Below are 15469 nucleotides of genomic sequence, written 5' to 3'. Positions count from 1 at the left end.
ATAATGATCCTTATACTGCGGTGCCAAACTTGGTGCCGTGGTTTTTTTGTTATCAGAACAGCCAACAAGTTAAAACACATATGATCATCCTTTAGCTTTGGTGTAGAAACTTAGCTATGTTCAGTTAGTCCAGCTAAACGAAGCGTCTGTTCCAGCCGATCCAGATCCACGTAGAAGTCCTCCAACCCCGGAAAACGCTCCTGTGTTGTCCCGTCTTCTTGCCCATACATCATGTAATAATCAAGTTGATTATGGTTACTGATCATCCAGTAAGTAGGTACAACATGCCGGATATGAAAAATTTCGACAACACGAGTTCCCTTCGTACAAAAAGCAAGATTGGCCAGTCCGGCTCCATGGGGTGAAACGATTGCTTTTGCGGAAGCAAAAAGCTGGACTTGTTGGGATATGGTCCAATCCTCCAGGCAAACTGGAATAAATCCGTACGCCTCTAAACGGCGGATGACTTCATCTTCATTAGCTATTCGTCGGGCAGAGGCTTTGCACCGAGATATGAAAATGCGAACGGGGGAATGGAGTGTTGTGTCGCGTCCGGGTAGCATAAATGTCCGAAGGATAGTTGTGGCCCAAGGCGGATAGTGGGAATTCATCATCAGGGAAGGCACAACCAACCGATCAGCCTGAATTTCCAGATCATCTCTAGTACGAATCACGGCCGAATCCGAGACGCCAAACATTGCTAACGTTTCTTTCACAAAAGAACCATGAGGATTCGGATTCATGACCAGAGATTCAAAAGGAATATTCAGCATCCGAAGCATACCCAGTCGTGGCAAAACATCATATAACCAATGAAAATAATTATGACTTCCGCAAAAAGTTAAAACGGCAGAAGTCCCCTGGATATGTCGAGGTTCTGGAGAAATCTCGCGATGCAAAGCGGGGTGTTCTTCCAATGTCATCATTCTATTTTTTCGTGCATCATATTCCGGGGAAAGGTCAAAGATCAGTTTTCCGTCGGATGCCAGGATAGCACCTGATGTTCCCCAAACATGCCCATTCGATATATATGCAATATACCCATCTTGGGGTTGCAGGGTATAAGGCATCAAATAACGGTGAATCTCCGGTTCAAGGGTTTTGGGGAGCTTGAATTCAGCGGCTCCGCCAAAATCAAAAGGGTCAAGTTTTTCTTCGCCGCCGGGAGAAACGGAAGTAATCCATTCCATAATGTCTCTATAAAAACCGAACTTATTCGGATTGGTGTCTGTCGATTTAACATTTTTGCATATTTCATTCATTGTTTGTCCCTCCAAGACCCTTGTTACTTATGATGCTAATTTATGCAAACAGCGATCAAAGGAGACGAAGATGGGAAAATAGGTAGCAAACTTGGGGCAGTGTTATTTTTCTAAAAACCATTTGCGAAATTACTGTGCCAAATGTTCCAGATCCGGCTGCAATTTTGTCCGCAAAGCATATAACATGATGGCCCCAACTAGGAACGCCACGGCATCCGCAATAACGAGCGACCAGATCACTCCATGAAAGCCGTTCATTTGATTAGCAATATACAAGACAGGAATTAGTGTAATCCCTTGAATGATGGACATAACAAACGCCGCGGTTCCTTGGGCTGTTGCTTGGAAGATCCCCATAAACAAAGAAGTCATTCCTGTAATAAACAAGGATAAGAAGGTCACATGGAGAATGTAGCTACCCATTTCAATTAATTGCGGGTCAGTCGTAAATAAACCAATCAAGTGGTCAGAGATCAGATAGACGACAACCCCAAACAGGACGGCTAACGCCAAAATAGATTTGATCGTGAATCCAATGGTTTGTTTCATGCGTAATTTATTCGCTGTGAATGAGAAGGCAATCAACGGCACAACTCCCTCGCACAAACCCATCAGAATAAACTCAGGAAATTGCAATAAACGTGATGAGATTCCATACCCCGCAACAGCCTGATCTCCATATTCAACAAGAAAAAGATTAAGAATAAGCGACATTGCACCCAAGAAGACACTCATAACAAAGACGGGAACTCCAATTTTCAATACATTGCTCAGGATGTCCTTGGTCACCTTGAACCATTTCAAGGAGATGGTTAAGAATTGACTCTTATAACTCATATGTAAAGCGTAAAATGTACTCGCAACCAAGTTGGAGATAACAGTAGCAGATGCAACCCCGATCACACCCCAATGGAAGACAAAAATGAATAGCGCATCGAGGATAATATTTATAACAACACTGAGAATCATACCAATCATTGAGGTGATTGCTGAACCTTCTGAGCGCACGATATTCTCCAGCGTGAAGAATAAGATGACGAAGGGTGAACCAATAAGCATAATCGTGACATACTCTTTCGTAAATCCAAAGGACTCTGGCGTTGCCCCCAGCCCATGAACAATTGGTTCGATCAGCGGGAGCCCAACGGCCATCACAATAATTCCGAGAACTAAACTACTGTAAAAGGCGAATGAAGATACATGCTTCAAATCATCGACTTTTTTCTCTCCCAGCAAACGAGAGATGAATGTACCGCTACCTATACCAATTAAGTTGCCTAACGCCATAATAACCGCAAATAACGGTAAAGTTAGTGCGAGTGCAGTTAACATTGCCGTATTACCCAATGTGCCAAGGAAATAGGCATTCAAGATGGAGTAAATAACACTCATTGACGTGCCTAGCATCATTGGGACAGCAAAGTGAGCTACGGCTTTGGCGATTGGTGCTTTTTCAAAGTAATGGAGGTTTTCTGCATCCATGTGGGTCACTACTTTCTTCGTTAATATTGATCCAATCTAACACCGTTAGATTGAACCTTACAGTGTTAGATGTTATCATGAACTTATGAACCTGTAAAGCATAAACTTACACTGTTAGATAAAAGGGCGGATACCGATGAAAAAACAACAGCCTCAGATTTCGGAAGATAAGATTTTGGAAATTTCGTGGGAGCTTCTTGGAGAAGAGGGCATCGAGAAATTCAGCATGAGACGATTGGCAGACAAACTGGGGATTCAGGCTCCATCTCTATACTGGTACTTTAAGAGCAAGCAGACACTGTACCAGCGTCTCGCCAACCAGATATCTAAAATTATTCTGGACGAGTTTCACTCTGAAGGGGACTGGAAGGAGCAGATGGAGGGGCTTGCGGTGACGGTACGGAGTGTGCTCAGCAGATACCCGTGCTCCACACAGCTCATGATGATGACGCTGCCCCACGAGCCGGACATGATCCGCTTCACCAACCGCATGTTGCTCTGCATGGAATCAACACCATTAGAGCAAGAGCAGAAATTACAGGCCGTTCTTACACTGGTCAACTATGTATTTTATTTCGTACTGGACGATTATCAGCATCAGCGCAATATATCAGCCGTCCTTAAGGACCAGGAAGCACTTCAGGGTGAAGAGATGATACATCTTCTGGATTCTATGAGTGAGAAGGAAGCTGGTCTGTTCAGCAGGATGTATAAGAACGGTATGTTTGAGGTGATGGGAACCGACGGAGCTTTCGAGTTTGGCTTGAAGCTGATTTTGTTGGGAATTGAACAAGTGATAAAGAAACCCACCGAGAATTAAACTCCGGTGGGTTTCTTCTTAATCAGCACGTTCATTTTATCCTAATTTCCTGAATCGATTGAAGCGAAGGAACTTAGGCCGTTGGATATTGTAGGATTTCAGGGCAAAGTACATCAGCATGCCTGACAACGTAATTAATCCGCCTATAAATTGAAAAGCAGAGATGGTTTCTCCCAACAATAGATAAGCCAGCATAATGGCCAAAACGGGTTCACCGATAATGCCTACAGAAACCGTTGTTGCACCAATGGATTTGAGCAGCAGATTGAAAATGTACTGACCAAAAATGGTGGGTATAATCGCAAGTAGGAGGAAATACAGCCAATCGGATGATTCGTAATTGATTAAAGAAAAGTTATTCAATAAACTGTAGACCAAAAGGACACTTCCGCCAATAATAAAAACAACAACACTATATATATTCGCGTCGATTTTCCGACTCACTTTCTGTCCCACCAGCATATACGCCGACACCAGAATGGTTCCTACCAGTGACAGCGCGTCACCGATCAGAGCCTCTCTTGAAACGCCTATATCACCCCAGGCGATAATCACCGAACCGAATAGGGCGGTAATCAAACATAGAATGGTACGTATACTCGCTCTTTCCTTAAACATAAAGTATGACCCGATCATCACAAACAAAGGTTGCAGCGCCAGAATGACCATGGAACTGGCCACTGAAGTATACACCAGCGATTCCATCCAAAACAAGAAATATAGACCTAGTAGGAGGCCAGCCAGAAAAACGGTGCTCCAATCCTTTGAATTCATTTTTAAGAATCGGATCGTTTTCCACGGGATAAACGGAAGCATAATAATGGCTGATATATACAACCTGTACATACCGGCTATGGCGGTGGGAGTATCCGAAGATTTAATCATGATTGAAGAGACGGATACCGACAAAATGGCAATAAACAGCAATACATAAGGATGAAAAAGCAGCGATGATTTAGTTTCTTTCACATATAAGCCTCCAAAAGTTCTTATCCGGTCGTCTGTGCACAGGCTCTTGTGATAAGTCAAAGATTTGATATAATAATATCATTATTTTTGTGGGTTTCGTGCAATTAAATCGCTCTATAATATAGAAATATCGTCAAAGAAAGGAACATCATAACATGGTGAAACAGCTTTATGAGGATATTTTGTATTCCGATCTTTCGTTTCCTTATATCATGTACACACATACACGTCATACAAGCATCCCCGAAGGCAGAGGGTTCAACGATTTGCATTGGCACGAAGATCTACAGATCACTTTAGTCTCAAAAGGGAAACTGGTTATTCAAATTAACGGAATTGATCATACATTGGAAACGGGTCAGGCGATCCTGATCAACAAGAGAATTCTTCATATCACAACAGAGCTGACACATGATGGTCAATATGTTAGTTTCAATTTTCCCGAAAAGCTATTAGCGTTTCATATAGACAGTGCAATGGAAAAAAATTATGTACTGCCTTATACCAATTCTTCATTGGTTTCAATTGTGATTACAAGAGATTCGGAGTGGGAAACGCAGATATTAGACATGCTTTGGGGAATGAGGGAGATGTTTAATTCAGAAAAAACATGGGGGTGGCAATATGAAATTTCAATTAAAACGGTACAACTATGGTTTGTATTGATATCCAACATTTCGATCCCTTCCGAGGAAACCCCAAGAAGCGAGAAGCGTCAGCAGGAAAGACTACAGTTGATGCTCAGCTTCATCCATCAAAATTACACTCATCCGGTTACACTTCGTGAGATTGCTGATGTCGCGCATTTGAGCATTTCAGAGTGCACCAGATGTTTTAAAAAAACGGCTCATATGACGCCATACGACTATCTAATCAAATATCGGATTAAGAAGAGTAAAGTTCTCTTAACATCAACAAATGATTCAATAACCGAGATTGCTCAGAAAGTAGGCTTTAATCACGTGAACCACTTTATTCAGTCTTTTAAAAAGCACGAGGAAAAAACACCAAAAGAGTTTCGTAACTCAAGAAGATGATACTGAGATAACAGAGACTATAGAAAAACGCCAGTGACCTTAGACAAGGACCGGCGTTTTCATATTAGTTCTTAGGCATTTTGCTCTCATCCATATACAACAGGTTCCAGCGGTGACCGTCCAGGTCGGCAAATCCCGCACCGTACATCCAGCCGTCTATTTCACCCGGCTTGCCAAAGATGGTTCCTCCAGCTAACTCGACTTTTTCAATAAAAGTATCAACTTCTTCTCTGCTGTCAGCACCAATGGAAAATATCACTTCTGCGCTATGGGAAGTATCTGCGGTTTTGGCACCTGTAAATTTCTCAAATGTTGCGTCCGGAAAAAGGAGAATCGTTGTTGATCCTATGACAAGCTGAGGTCTCTCGATGCCAACATGCTCCCCATGGAATCCAATCTCATTGAAAAAGGTAGTGGATTTCACAACATCTTTCACCGGCAGGTTCATCCAGATTTTTTGTGACATGGCAGTAGCCTCCTAGAGTATATTTTCGACACTCTTACTATACTCTACCTAAATTCAAAATTACATAATCGGGTATATACGATTATGTGAGAGTTAGAAATAACTAATATAATGAAGGATGTTTTAGAGAAATGAAATCCGAATCGTTCTAATCAGTTCAGAATCCAAAACAAAAGAGCAATCTCCAATGAGGTTGCTCTTTTGGTCATGGCTTATTTTGCCTAACGCTGTATACGCAGTTTCTTCCTCCGGCTAGAATGTATTCTCCCCGTTCAATATGAACATTATCGCCTAGAACCGTTTTGAATAAATGTAACTCATTCTTGCATAACCCGGTACATACTGCGGCAGCTTCACAGATCGGACAATGCTTCTCGATGAATAGGAGACTGCCATCATCCTGCTCCTTAACCTCGGCCATATAACCTTCATTTGTACGAATTTCGGCCAATTTCTCCAATTTCTCTCTGACTCCGGATGCATCACCAAGATGCTGAAGATATTGTTCTTGCATATTTTTATTTCGAACATCCAGCAGCTTGTCCAGCCCTTCATTACCAAAAGCTTCTTTCATCGAATTGATGAGGCTGACGGATAAATCCGAATATCCACTTGGAAAAAAACGATTAGCCGCGGGAGTTAATATCCATAGCTTGGTGGGTCGACCCATGGGACGGGCCTCTTCCACAGTGGTAACCAATCCTTCTCCTTTTAGCGCATTCAGATGTTGACGAATAGCCATTCCGGATAACGAAAACTGGGAGGATAGTGCGACAACATCCATTCCCCCGCGCTCTTTTAACAGATTAATAATTGCTCTCCGGGTACTGGTCGAGACATCCTTTTTAGTTTGATTTCCGCTCATGGTGCACCTCCTTGTGACGCAACTGAATCTACATGACTAACTACATTTTAAACAAAAATGTTGACAAAGTCAAAGCCGAACTGTAGCTTAGACATTATAAACAAAAATGTTTACTAAGTATCCGGATACGATGTATACATACCAATTTTCTTGGAGGTCACATTTCATGTCGTCTAATCATCAGAGTATTTTCAGCCCGCGTTATTTTGCATTGTCCATAGGAATTATTTTGTCAGTGATGGCCGTTGGATTCGAAGGTCTATCCGTAACCACCATTGCTCCTTCAATTGCTGGAGACTTGAACGGCCTAAGCCTGTTCGGGTGGATATTCAGTACGTATCTGCTTGCGCAGATTATCGGGACGCTGGTCGTCGGTCGGATCATTGATAAAAGAGGACCTGCAGCACCGTTCACTTTTGCACTTCTATTGTTTATCGTAGGGCTGATCGCTGCCGCAACCGCAGGCGACATGTATACCATGATAGGATCACGGGCCCTGCAGGGTTTGGGTGCCGGAGCTATGATGACTTGTGTGTATACGGCTATATCCTTAAGTTACCCGGATGAGTTACGTGCCAAAATACTTGGAGCATTTGGTACAGCCTATGTTCTTCCGTCCATGCTCGGTCCATATGTAGCCGGTCTTATCGCAGATCAGTGGTCCTGGCGCTTTGTTTTCTGGGGGATCTTACCCGTGCTGGTGGTTTCAGCGTTGCTCAGTTTACCTGCCTTCAGGAAATTAAAAGTGCAGAAGACGGGAGGGGAGAGCGGATCTTCATCCACTTGGATGGCGTTACTCTTAACGTTAGGTACAGGGATTTTCCTGGTTGGTCTAAGTATGTTACCGAGCATTATGGGATTTGTTTTAGTCGTGATTGGCCTGGTATTGATGTTATTTCCGCTCCGTAAATTGCTTCCGAAGGGAACACTTACGTTGCGAAGAGGTATGCCAGCAATTCTGGCAACACGTGGGTTGTTCTTTGCTGCCTATACCAGCACACAAAATTTCCTGGTATTAGCTCTAATCGACGTGAAAGGAATTACACCTTCACAGGCCGGATTAATTGTCGCGAGTGCTGCATTAAGTTGGTGTATCATTGCGTATCTGCAAGGACGATGGGATGCGGCAGATCAGGGCAGTGGACGTCATATGAGAATCATTCTGGGGGTATTGCTGCTTGCGATAGGGATTGCCATCGTATTTTGGGTACCTGTTGTGACCGTAACCATTGCAGTTATTGGTCAGATCATTGCAGGAGTTGGTATTGGATTGGCGCATCCGATTAGCGGTGTTGTCGCATTTTCTCAAACGGGGGAAGAAGGTGTGGGCCAAACCTCAGCCAATCTGCAATTTGCAGATTCTTTTACACCTGGCGTAGTGATTGGCATTGGTGGTTCCATTCTTGTCGTGTGTCAGGCAGGCGGGATGTCACTTCAATCCGGCTTAATTGTAGCCATGGGTTTCCATCTCTTGTTGATCGTCATGAGTATCATTGCCAGCACTCGGATCTCACCACGCGGATGAATAAGAAAGTGGGTGTACAGACCATTGCTCACTGAAGATCCGAATAAACTATTTACGGCTTATCGTATCATCGGAACGAAATGGACGATCCATATTTTATGTGCTCTGTCTCAAGGCCCGAAGAGATTCGGTGAAATATTCGAAAGTATTCCTTCCATTTCCGAAATGATCCTCTCCAGACGTTTAAAGGGTCTTCAACATGATCATTTGGTCAAAAGAACAATACTGACACTCCCTACACAAATTATTTATGAACTTACGCCAAAAGGAGCTGCTCTTGCGACATTCATACCCTGTCTAATGGACTGGGATACCAAATTTCAAAATGATACCACCGGGAGGAATAAAGATGATCATTGAGGTCAGTGATACAGCATCGGACAAAATCGTCGAGATCTTATCAAGTGCGGATATCCAAAATGCCTTCCTTAGAGTAGGCGTTGATGAAGGGGGATGCAGTGGTTTATCTTATACCCTTATCGTGGATGAACAGCAGGCAGAAGAAGACATTGTGTTAAATAAAAAGCAATTTAAGATATTGGTTCACGCGAACAGTATTCCATATATTGATGGTCTTGAGATTGACTATGAAGAGAGCGGAATGTTAGGGGGATTCACCATGAATAATCCAAATGCCAAAGTTTCGTGTGGATGCGGGGCCAGTTTCAGAATGGCCAATTATCGTGGCGAAGTGAAAAAATGTGATTAATGAAGGAAGGAGTGCAGAGCAATGATCTCATTTGTAGTATCTGATCAAGCAATCGATTCATTTAAGAATGAATGGGAATTGGAAGAGGACCAATATGTAAGAATTTATGCAAAATATGTTGGAGGAGGCTCCGACGCTTTTACGATTGGCATAAATGCGAGTGCTACACCGGTCGATCCCGCATTGGTTCAATCCATTGGAGGATTCCATTTCTTTGTTGAAAAAACAGATGCCTGGATCCTGCAGGATGAACTTCTCCAAATTGACTGTAATGAAAATGGCATATTTTCAAGCAAAATTTCCTATTAAACATGGGATCATAATCCAGACTATGATTCCACTTTTTAAACATTTAACTTTACAAAGTAGAACAGTTCATGTATATTCAGGGAGTTAAAAGGTTTAATTTACCATAATAACCATCAAATTACGGAGGTGTAGAAGACAAATAACAATCAGATTGGGATTTTTGATGCTCAGTACAGGGCGGCTACAATTGGCATTATGCTGGTTCTGGCAACCGTAGCTTTCGAAGGACTGGCTATCACAACGATTGCTGCGAAGATGGCACAAAGTTTAGAGGGCATTCATTTATACGGTTGGATCTTCAGCGCATTTTTGTTATCTCAGCTTATTGGAACTTTGGTTATGGGTCAGCAGATTGACAAGCGCGGTGTTTTTACATCCATGCTGATATCTTTTAGTGTTTTTGTGTTAGGAACTGTGGTCTCCGCGATCTCTTTTGATATGCATATGCTTATTGCAGGAAGAGCCCTTCAAGGTTTTGGAGCGGGGGCCCTGATCACATGCATTTATACCTGTGTGACATTGCATTATCCAGATGCACTTCGCACTCAAATCCTGGCAGCATTCTCCATGGCATTTGTGCTGCCTACCTTAATCGGACCTTATGCAGCAGGCCTTATTGCTTCCTACATCTCGTGGCGATATGTTTTCTGGATCGTTTTACCCTTGATTGGAATAGCGCTCAGTCTCACATTCCGTTCTTTCCGTAATTTGCAGCTTCAGCAAGATCTGACAGGTCCAGTGCGAGCAACCGACTCGAAGATTATGTATGCGATTCTGCTTGCCGTTGGAACGGGGCTGTTACTCACAGGACTTGGTATGATAACCGATTGGAAAGGTATAGTACTCACTTTGGGTGGATTAGTCGTCATGATCCCACCAATGCGTAAACTGCTGCCTGTCGGCACTTTTTCGGTAAAAAAAGGATTGCCTGCTACCTTGGTATCGAGGGGTCTATATGTTGCTTGTTATTTTACAACGGAAAGTTTTGTGATCTTGGCACTAACCGAAGTGAAGGGGTTATCAGCTGATCTTGCTGGCCTCATTGTAGCAGCAGGTTCTCTGAGTTGGTCCGCCGCAGCGTGGTTGCAAGCCAAGCTTGATGCACGAGATCAAGGTCGTGCCCGAAAGGGCAGAGTCATGACCGGCATTGGGATTATGATCGTTGGAACTGTACTCGTGATCCTGGCTCTTATTTTGACGGACGGCGGGATTTTACTCATCCTTCTCTCGCAAATGATTACAGGGTTCGGTGTTGGATTGGCCAACCCTACAACGGCAGCCATTGCTTTACAACATGCCTTGCCCAGAAAAGAGGGAGAAATGTCCGCAAATCTGCAATTTGTGGATTCCTTCTATATGGGAGTAAGCATTGGAGTTGGTGGCGCATTGATTGCCTTGTCTGAAACGTTACAGTGGGGTATATCGACAGGTGTTTTGATCGTGTTAACACTGCAATTACTATGGGTCTTGTTAAGTTTCCTGGCATCACTACGAATTACCAAACTCGTTCATCAAGAACATCATCCAATCAGCCAGGTGAAAGACAACATATCTATGTAACGGATGACTACCGCGTCGCTAAATACATCACGAAGAACGGGGGGACTAATTGCATTGGGAGGTAGTTAAGATGGCACGTGTATTAGTAGTCATTACTCCAGCTGAAGGACATGTGAATCCATCCTTAGGATTAGTTACTCAGTTGACAAACAATGGTGAGGAAGTCATCTATGTGTGCACGGAGGAGTACCGTTCCCGAATTGAACAAACCGGTGCCCAGATCATTACTTATCCGTTTCCACAAGATGCCTTCTCTCATGATCCGGTGTTGAAACCCCAGGAATACAGGCATTCTTATCAGTTCATTTATATGATGGTAAGCGGTATAATCCGGAGGATCATCCCCAATGTACTGCAGGTGATAGGGGATCAAAAGTTCGATTATATGATCTTTGATTCCCTGATGGGATGGGGAGGGACTATTCTTGCAGAAAAACTGGGAATTCCTGCGGTGTGCTCGATTGCGTCCTTTGCTTTTGTGGAGCCTCTGGGGTCTAACTCAGTTCTGAATGATACGGAGACGAAGGAGCTTTATGAGGCTACGATGAAGATCACAACGGAGTTAGCCGAAGAGTTTCAAGTGAGTATTCCAGCCATCGAAGAAATTCCGGCACATGCAGGTCAGTTAAAGCTCGTGTACACCAGCCGTTATTTTCAGCCGCAGGCAGAAAAGCTGGATGATCGTTTTATTTTCACGGGTCCTTCCATCATAACACGTCAAGATGCTCCAACCTTCTCGTTTGAGTTGCTTCGTGAACGGTACCCGCAAACCGTGTACATTGCTATGGGTACGATTTTAAATAAAAATTTGGATTTCTATCAGCTTTGCTTTGAAGCATTAGGGGATCTACCCGTGAATGTTGTTCTATCATCAGGAAAGTACACGGACATGACGCCGCTGGCGGATCAAATACCTCCTAATTTTATCGTCAAGCCATACATTGCCCAGTTGGACATGTTGCAGCATACCGATGTTTTTATTACACATGCTGGAATGAACAGCACGAGTGAGGCGTTATATTACAACGTTCCGATGGTGATGATTCCATTAACATCGGATCAGCCTCTTGTCGCCAATCGGGTACAGGAGTTGGGCGCGGGTATTACTTTAGATAAACATAATCTCAGTGCAACTAATTTGAGAGAGGCATTAACAGAAGTACTACACAATTCACTTTATACACGGCAGGCTTACCTCATTGGTGAATCTTTAAGGCAGGCTGGCGGTTACAAGCGAGCTGCCGAAATGATTATGAGTCATATGGGTTCAGGCCGGAGAAGTTACACAATATAATGGTTTTCCATTCAAAGTCGCTTAATAAGCGGCTTTTTTTGGTTTTAATGGTCTCAAGACTTGACCTACAGTTAACTCTATGTCTTATACTCCGATTAGGCTTGCAAATTATATGAGGAATTGGAGATTTTATTTATCATGGCAAAGAGCACGAATTGGAATGTTTTTGGACTTGCAGTACTACTAGGTTTATTTTCTACATTAGGTCCATTTACGATTGATATGTATTTACCGGCTTTCCCGGAGATTGCACAAAATATGAATACAACGGCATCACTTGTACAATTTAGTCTTACTGCTTGTTTATTAGGACTCGGTGTAGGACAACTTGTTATGGGTCCTTTGAGTGACGCGTACGGTAGACGTAGACCATTGTTGATCTGTATGGCAGCCTATATTATTTGTTCCTTGGCATGTGCTTTTGCTCCGAATATCGGACTATTGATTTTGTTTCGTTTCACGCAAGGATTTGCGGCATCAGCTGGAATTGTCATTTCCCGTGCGATAGCTAGAGATCTGTATAGTGGACATGAACTCACTAAATTTTTCTCTTTGCTGTTGCTTGTAGGGAATTTGGGGCCTTTGGCAGCACCGATCGCGGGAAGTGGAATTCTTTCCTTCACAACATGGATTGGCGTATTTATCTCTCTTTCATTTCTGGGGATTTTCTTATTAATCATGACAAAGTGGAGTTTAAAAGAAACACACCCTGTCGAAAGACGTATGGTTCCCGACTTCAAACAGCAATTGGGTAATTACAGAATGCTTCTGCGTGACCGCAAGTTTGTAGGTTACATGCTGGCACAGGGAATCATGACGGCAGGGGTCTTTGCTTATGTGGCTGGAACACCATTTATTTACCAAAATATATATGGCGTCACACCTACGGTATTTGCTATATTGTTTGCTTCGAACGGCATCAGCTTGATCATTGGATCTCAAATCGTGGGTCGATTGGCCAAACGTATCCCTGAGCAGACGCTTCTATTATCTGGGCTATGGCTTGCTTTAATAGCAAGTGTTGCTGCTTTGGTGGTGACTCTGATTCATGGTCCACTTTTTGCTTTGGTCATTCCATTGTTCTTCTTCGTTTGCTCGATCGGCATTACGTCTACAGCGGCATTCCCGCTGGCCATGGAGAGTCAAGCTAAGATGGCCGGAAGTGCTGCAGCACTACTCGGCGTTGTTCCTTTTCTTCTGGGTGCATTGGTTGCTCCTCTGGTGGGTATCGCAGGTGAGGACACTGCCGTCCCGTTGGGACTCACTTTATTAATGACCAGTATCATTGCCATTGTTACTTATTTTCTACTCGTTAAAAAAATCTCGCAGCATACACCTAATCATGCCCATTCTAATGCTGACTTTTAGTATAGAAGGAACAGCTCGCATAGCATTGGCGTGAGACATAATGAATATGATTCCATCACAAGTCGCTCAAATTAGCGGCTTTTTTGGTTTTTCTTACTGAACGCTCAGCCTGAATTCCGGTAAGGCATTGTTAGATAATGGAGAGACTAGGTAGGAGGGGCTGCTCACTGCTTCATTTGATATAAGCTTAATCTCTCTTGTACAGCATCCAGGACTTCTTTCGGAATCTCCTTCACCTTGATATCTTCTCCTAGAAAAAGCAACCAATTAGTGATTTCGGTTAACTCTTCTGAGTTATGAACATTCATAAATGCCTTTAGGAGAGCCGTAGTCTGGTATGGATTCGTATAGGCCATTGAAAATTTTAAAGGATGGTATTTTTTGAATTGCGCAATTGCCTTTGGACCAAGTTCCAGGACAAGGTTGATCACTTCTTCCTGTGTATTTCGTTTGAGTTGTTCTACAATCTTTTTTGTACTCAGTCTTTTTTTCGCCGGGTATGCTTCGACATGGATGATGTTGTCAACTGATACGATTCGTCTTTTTTCTTCCTCCAAGTCAAAACCTTCAATGATCCAATGTCCTTTTTGATGATGAAGGTGCAAGAGAACGATAGGATAGGACTTTGTTTTCTTCTCTTCTTGGACAGTAACTAACAAATAACGTTCTATAAGCAGAATTTGGATGAGTTTTTCCAAGGTAGGGTGAGGCAGGTCTGACAGATCAAGCAAGTCTGGATTATGGGGATTGGTCCCTTCAAATAGCAATATTTGATTCAAATGCACAAGGTCATCTTGCTGATTTTCTGAGATAAGGCCCAATAATTTTTCAGCCAAAGATTGACGACTCTTCAGATAAGGAAGTTGTTGATTTCTAGTCGCCATAAAGGCAATGAATAACGCTTTGATTTCATTATCGGTAAACCGGACCGTGGGCAGGAGGGAGTTGTTCATAACAAAATAACCCCCGTCCCGCCCAACTTCAGCGACAAGTGGCATTCCCATGGCTTCAATTTCTCTGATATCTCGAATGGCTGTTGAACGAGAAATGTTAAATTCTCGCATGATTTCAGAGATGGTAAAATGTGCACGGTTATTGATATACCGCGTGATGATATTTATGCGTTCAACTTTCTTCATTGGGCCCCCTAAACAGTATCATATTCTGACATGATTTAAGGTTATTATAAACCTATCAAGTGAAAACACAAATCAATTGAAAATTTAAAGAGGACGGTGTAAACCATGAGTAATTATCATTTCGAAGAAAAAGACAGTTTTATCGTTTTAGGTATTGGAACAGAGCTTAAAAGCGACTACACAGACTATGCTGGCATCAGCAAGGAGAAGGCGGATTTTTGGTCCACTATGAAAGAGGATGGAAGCCTGGACACATTAAAGTCCCTAGCTACTAATGACTACATTTTTGCTGTAAACGAAGCAGTGAATAACAAGATGATGCATTATGCTGGCGTTATGACAGAACAATCTCTGCCAGAAGCAACGAGAGTAATCCAATTTCCTAAGGGAGAATACCTTGTTGTGAAGGGTGAAGCAGAGACGGCTGATGCGCTCAGTAATATGCTTACTGGCGTTGCCTTTGGTCAAGCCCTCCCCGTAGAAAAGGATTATGCCTATGTTGGCGGTCCGAATACAACAGTTGAAATGGGAGAGAAAAACGGTTTGGTATATGGTGAAATGTGGATTCCTGTTGTAAGGAATGGATAAGACGTGAAGATCTGAAGACTTTTGAGTTGAATATGAAGGATAAAGCTCTCTTCCAAATGGAAGAGAGCTTTTCCAA

Annotated in this window: 16 protein-coding genes; 10 read left to right on the top strand and 6 right to left on the bottom strand. The window is 42.9% G+C overall.

The window, feature by feature from the left end; all coding sequences use genetic code 11:
• Positions 1 to 110: 110 nt before the first annotated feature.
• Both BLS69_RS08115 and BLS69_RS08110 read right to left on the bottom strand, forming a co-directional pair.
• On the bottom strand, positions 111 to 1262 hold the full coding sequence (locus BLS69_RS08115; protein WP_091030209.1) for a glycosyltransferase family 61 protein: 1152 nt from the start codon (positions 1260 to 1262) through the stop codon (positions 111 to 113).
• A gap of 129 nt (positions 1263 to 1391) precedes the next feature.
• A complete protein-coding gene (locus BLS69_RS08110; protein ID WP_091030207.1) occupies positions 1392 to 2744 on the bottom strand; it encodes an MATE family efflux transporter in 1353 nt (450 codons plus the stop codon).
• 136 nt (positions 2745 to 2880) lie between these two features.
• Between BLS69_RS08110 and BLS69_RS08105 the strand changes: the two genes are divergently transcribed.
• Positions 2881 to 3564 (top strand): TetR/AcrR family transcriptional regulator C-terminal domain-containing protein, encoded by a 684-nt coding sequence (locus BLS69_RS08105; protein ID WP_091030205.1) that lies wholly within the window; start codon positions 2881 to 2883, stop codon positions 3562 to 3564.
• Between the two features lie 36 nt (positions 3565 to 3600).
• Here the strand turns inward: BLS69_RS08105 and BLS69_RS08100 are convergent, their stop codons facing one another.
• On the bottom strand, positions 3601 to 4533 hold the full coding sequence (locus BLS69_RS08100) for a DMT family transporter (protein WP_091030202.1): 933 nt from the start codon (positions 4531 to 4533) through the stop codon (positions 3601 to 3603).
• 155 nt (positions 4534 to 4688) lie between these two features.
• Here BLS69_RS08100 and BLS69_RS08095 point away from each other — a divergent pair, with 155 nt between their 5' ends.
• The gene (locus BLS69_RS08095) at positions 4689 to 5570 is read left to right on the top strand and encodes an AraC family transcriptional regulator (RefSeq protein ID WP_091030199.1); all 882 of its coding nucleotides are present in this window, start codon (positions 4689 to 4691) and stop codon (positions 5568 to 5570) included.
• A 64-nt stretch (positions 5571 to 5634) separates the two neighbouring features.
• On the opposite strand, the gene BLS69_RS08090 is transcribed toward BLS69_RS08095, so the two are convergent.
• Together BLS69_RS08090 and BLS69_RS08085 are read right to left on the bottom strand one after the other, a co-directional pair.
• Positions 5635 to 6036, bottom strand: coding sequence for a VOC family protein (locus BLS69_RS08090; RefSeq protein ID WP_091030196.1), 402 nt, complete (start codon positions 6034 to 6036; stop codon positions 5635 to 5637).
• Between the two features lie 205 nt (positions 6037 to 6241).
• Complete coding sequence (locus BLS69_RS08085) at positions 6242 to 6901, bottom strand: helix-turn-helix transcriptional regulator (RefSeq protein WP_091030193.1); 660 nt, start codon at positions 6899 to 6901, stop codon at positions 6242 to 6244.
• Between the two features lie 166 nt (positions 6902 to 7067).
• Between BLS69_RS08085 and BLS69_RS08080 the strand changes: the two genes are divergently transcribed.
• The 7 genes from BLS69_RS08080 (at position 7068) to BLS69_RS08050 (ending at position 13666) form a co-directional block, all read left to right on the top strand.
• Entirely contained in the window at positions 7068 to 8426 is a 1359-nt protein-coding gene (locus BLS69_RS08080) for an MFS transporter (RefSeq protein ID WP_091030190.1), read from the top strand.
• A 12-nt stretch (positions 8427 to 8438) separates the two neighbouring features.
• Positions 8439 to 8786: a winged helix-turn-helix transcriptional regulator gene (locus tag BLS69_RS32905; RefSeq protein ID WP_371129035.1), complete on the top strand. Its 348-nt coding sequence runs from the start codon at positions 8439 to 8441 to the stop codon at positions 8784 to 8786.
• Positions 8776 to 9135 carry a HesB/IscA family protein gene (locus BLS69_RS08070; RefSeq protein WP_017688344.1) on the top strand — a complete coding sequence of 120 codons (360 nt, stop codon included), beginning with the start codon at positions 8776 to 8778 and terminating at the stop codon, positions 9133 to 9135. The genes BLS69_RS32905 and BLS69_RS08070 overlap by 11 nt, the downstream gene beginning before the upstream one ends.
• 21 nt (positions 9136 to 9156) lie before the next feature.
• Positions 9157 to 9444 (top strand): HesB/YadR/YfhF family protein, encoded by a 288-nt coding sequence (locus BLS69_RS08065; protein ID WP_091030185.1) that lies wholly within the window; start codon positions 9157 to 9159, stop codon positions 9442 to 9444.
• A 195-nt stretch (positions 9445 to 9639) separates the two neighbouring features.
• Positions 9640 to 11004, top strand: a complete 1365-nt coding sequence (locus tag BLS69_RS08060; RefSeq protein WP_091030184.1) for an MFS transporter — start codon at positions 9640 to 9642, stop codon at positions 11002 to 11004.
• Positions 11005 to 11074: 70 nt separating this feature from the next.
• Positions 11075 to 12298 (top strand): macrolide family glycosyltransferase, encoded by a 1224-nt coding sequence (locus BLS69_RS08055; protein WP_091030182.1) that lies wholly within the window; start codon positions 11075 to 11077, stop codon positions 12296 to 12298.
• Positions 12299 to 12436: 138 nt separating this feature from the next.
• Positions 12437 to 13666 (top strand): multidrug effflux MFS transporter, encoded by a 1230-nt coding sequence (locus BLS69_RS08050; RefSeq protein WP_091030181.1) that lies wholly within the window; start codon positions 12437 to 12439, stop codon positions 13664 to 13666.
• Between the two features lie 164 nt (positions 13667 to 13830).
• Here the strand turns inward: BLS69_RS08050 and BLS69_RS08045 are convergent, their stop codons facing one another.
• The gene (locus BLS69_RS08045) at positions 13831 to 14805 is read right to left on the bottom strand and encodes a helix-turn-helix transcriptional regulator (protein WP_091030178.1); all 975 of its coding nucleotides are present in this window, start codon (positions 14803 to 14805) and stop codon (positions 13831 to 13833) included.
• Between the two features lie 105 nt (positions 14806 to 14910).
• On the opposite strand from BLS69_RS08045, the gene BLS69_RS08040 reads away from it, so the two are divergent.
• Entirely contained in the window at positions 14911 to 15393 is a 483-nt protein-coding gene (locus tag BLS69_RS08040) for a GyrI-like domain-containing protein (protein ID WP_091030176.1), read from the top strand.
• Positions 15394 to 15469: the final 76 nt, after the last annotated feature.

Source organism: Paenibacillus sp. CF095, from assembly GCF_900101225.1.
Lineage (GTDB): Bacteria > Bacillota > Bacilli > Paenibacillales > Paenibacillaceae > Paenibacillus.
This window is presented reverse-complemented; position numbering and strand designations above follow the sequence as displayed.

Bases quoted from the DNA above. Each gene is read 5' to 3' on its own strand.
- BLS69_RS08095 (WP_091030199.1), top strand. From the start codon at position 4,689: ATGGTGAAACAGCTTTATGAGGATATTTTGTATTCCGATCTTTCGTTT.
- BLS69_RS08060 (WP_091030184.1), top strand. From the start codon at position 9,640: ATGCTGGTTCTGGCAACCGTAGCTTTCGAAGGACTGGCTATCACAACG.
- BLS69_RS08110 (WP_091030207.1), bottom strand. From the start codon at position 2,744: ATGGATGCAGAAAACCTCCATTACTTTGAAAAAGCACCAATCGCCAAA.
- BLS69_RS08065 (WP_091030185.1), top strand. From the start codon at position 9,157: ATGATCTCATTTGTAGTATCTGATCAAGCAATCGATTCATTTAAGAAT.
- BLS69_RS08115 (WP_091030209.1), bottom strand. From the start codon at position 1,262: ATGAATGAAATATGCAAAAATGTTAAATCGACAGACACCAATCCGAAT.
- BLS69_RS08090 (WP_091030196.1), bottom strand. From the start codon at position 6,036: ATGTCACAAAAAATCTGGATGAACCTGCCGGTGAAAGATGTTGTGAAA.
- BLS69_RS08105 (WP_091030205.1), top strand. From the start codon at position 2,881: ATGAAAAAACAACAGCCTCAGATTTCGGAAGATAAGATTTTGGAAATT.
- BLS69_RS08050 (WP_091030181.1), top strand. From the start codon at position 12,437: ATGGCAAAGAGCACGAATTGGAATGTTTTTGGACTTGCAGTACTACTA.
- BLS69_RS08080 (WP_091030190.1), top strand. From the start codon at position 7,068: ATGTCGTCTAATCATCAGAGTATTTTCAGCCCGCGTTATTTTGCATTG.
- BLS69_RS08040 (WP_091030176.1), top strand. From the start codon at position 14,911: ATGAGTAATTATCATTTCGAAGAAAAAGACAGTTTTATCGTTTTAGGT.
- BLS69_RS08055 (WP_091030182.1), top strand. From the start codon at position 11,075: ATGGCACGTGTATTAGTAGTCATTACTCCAGCTGAAGGACATGTGAAT.
- BLS69_RS08085 (WP_091030193.1), bottom strand. From the start codon at position 6,901: ATGAGCGGAAATCAAACTAAAAAGGATGTCTCGACCAGTACCCGGAGA.
- BLS69_RS08070 (WP_017688344.1), top strand. From the start codon at position 8,776: ATGATCATTGAGGTCAGTGATACAGCATCGGACAAAATCGTCGAGATC.
- BLS69_RS08045 (WP_091030178.1), bottom strand. From the start codon at position 14,805: ATGAAGAAAGTTGAACGCATAAATATCATCACGCGGTATATCAATAAC.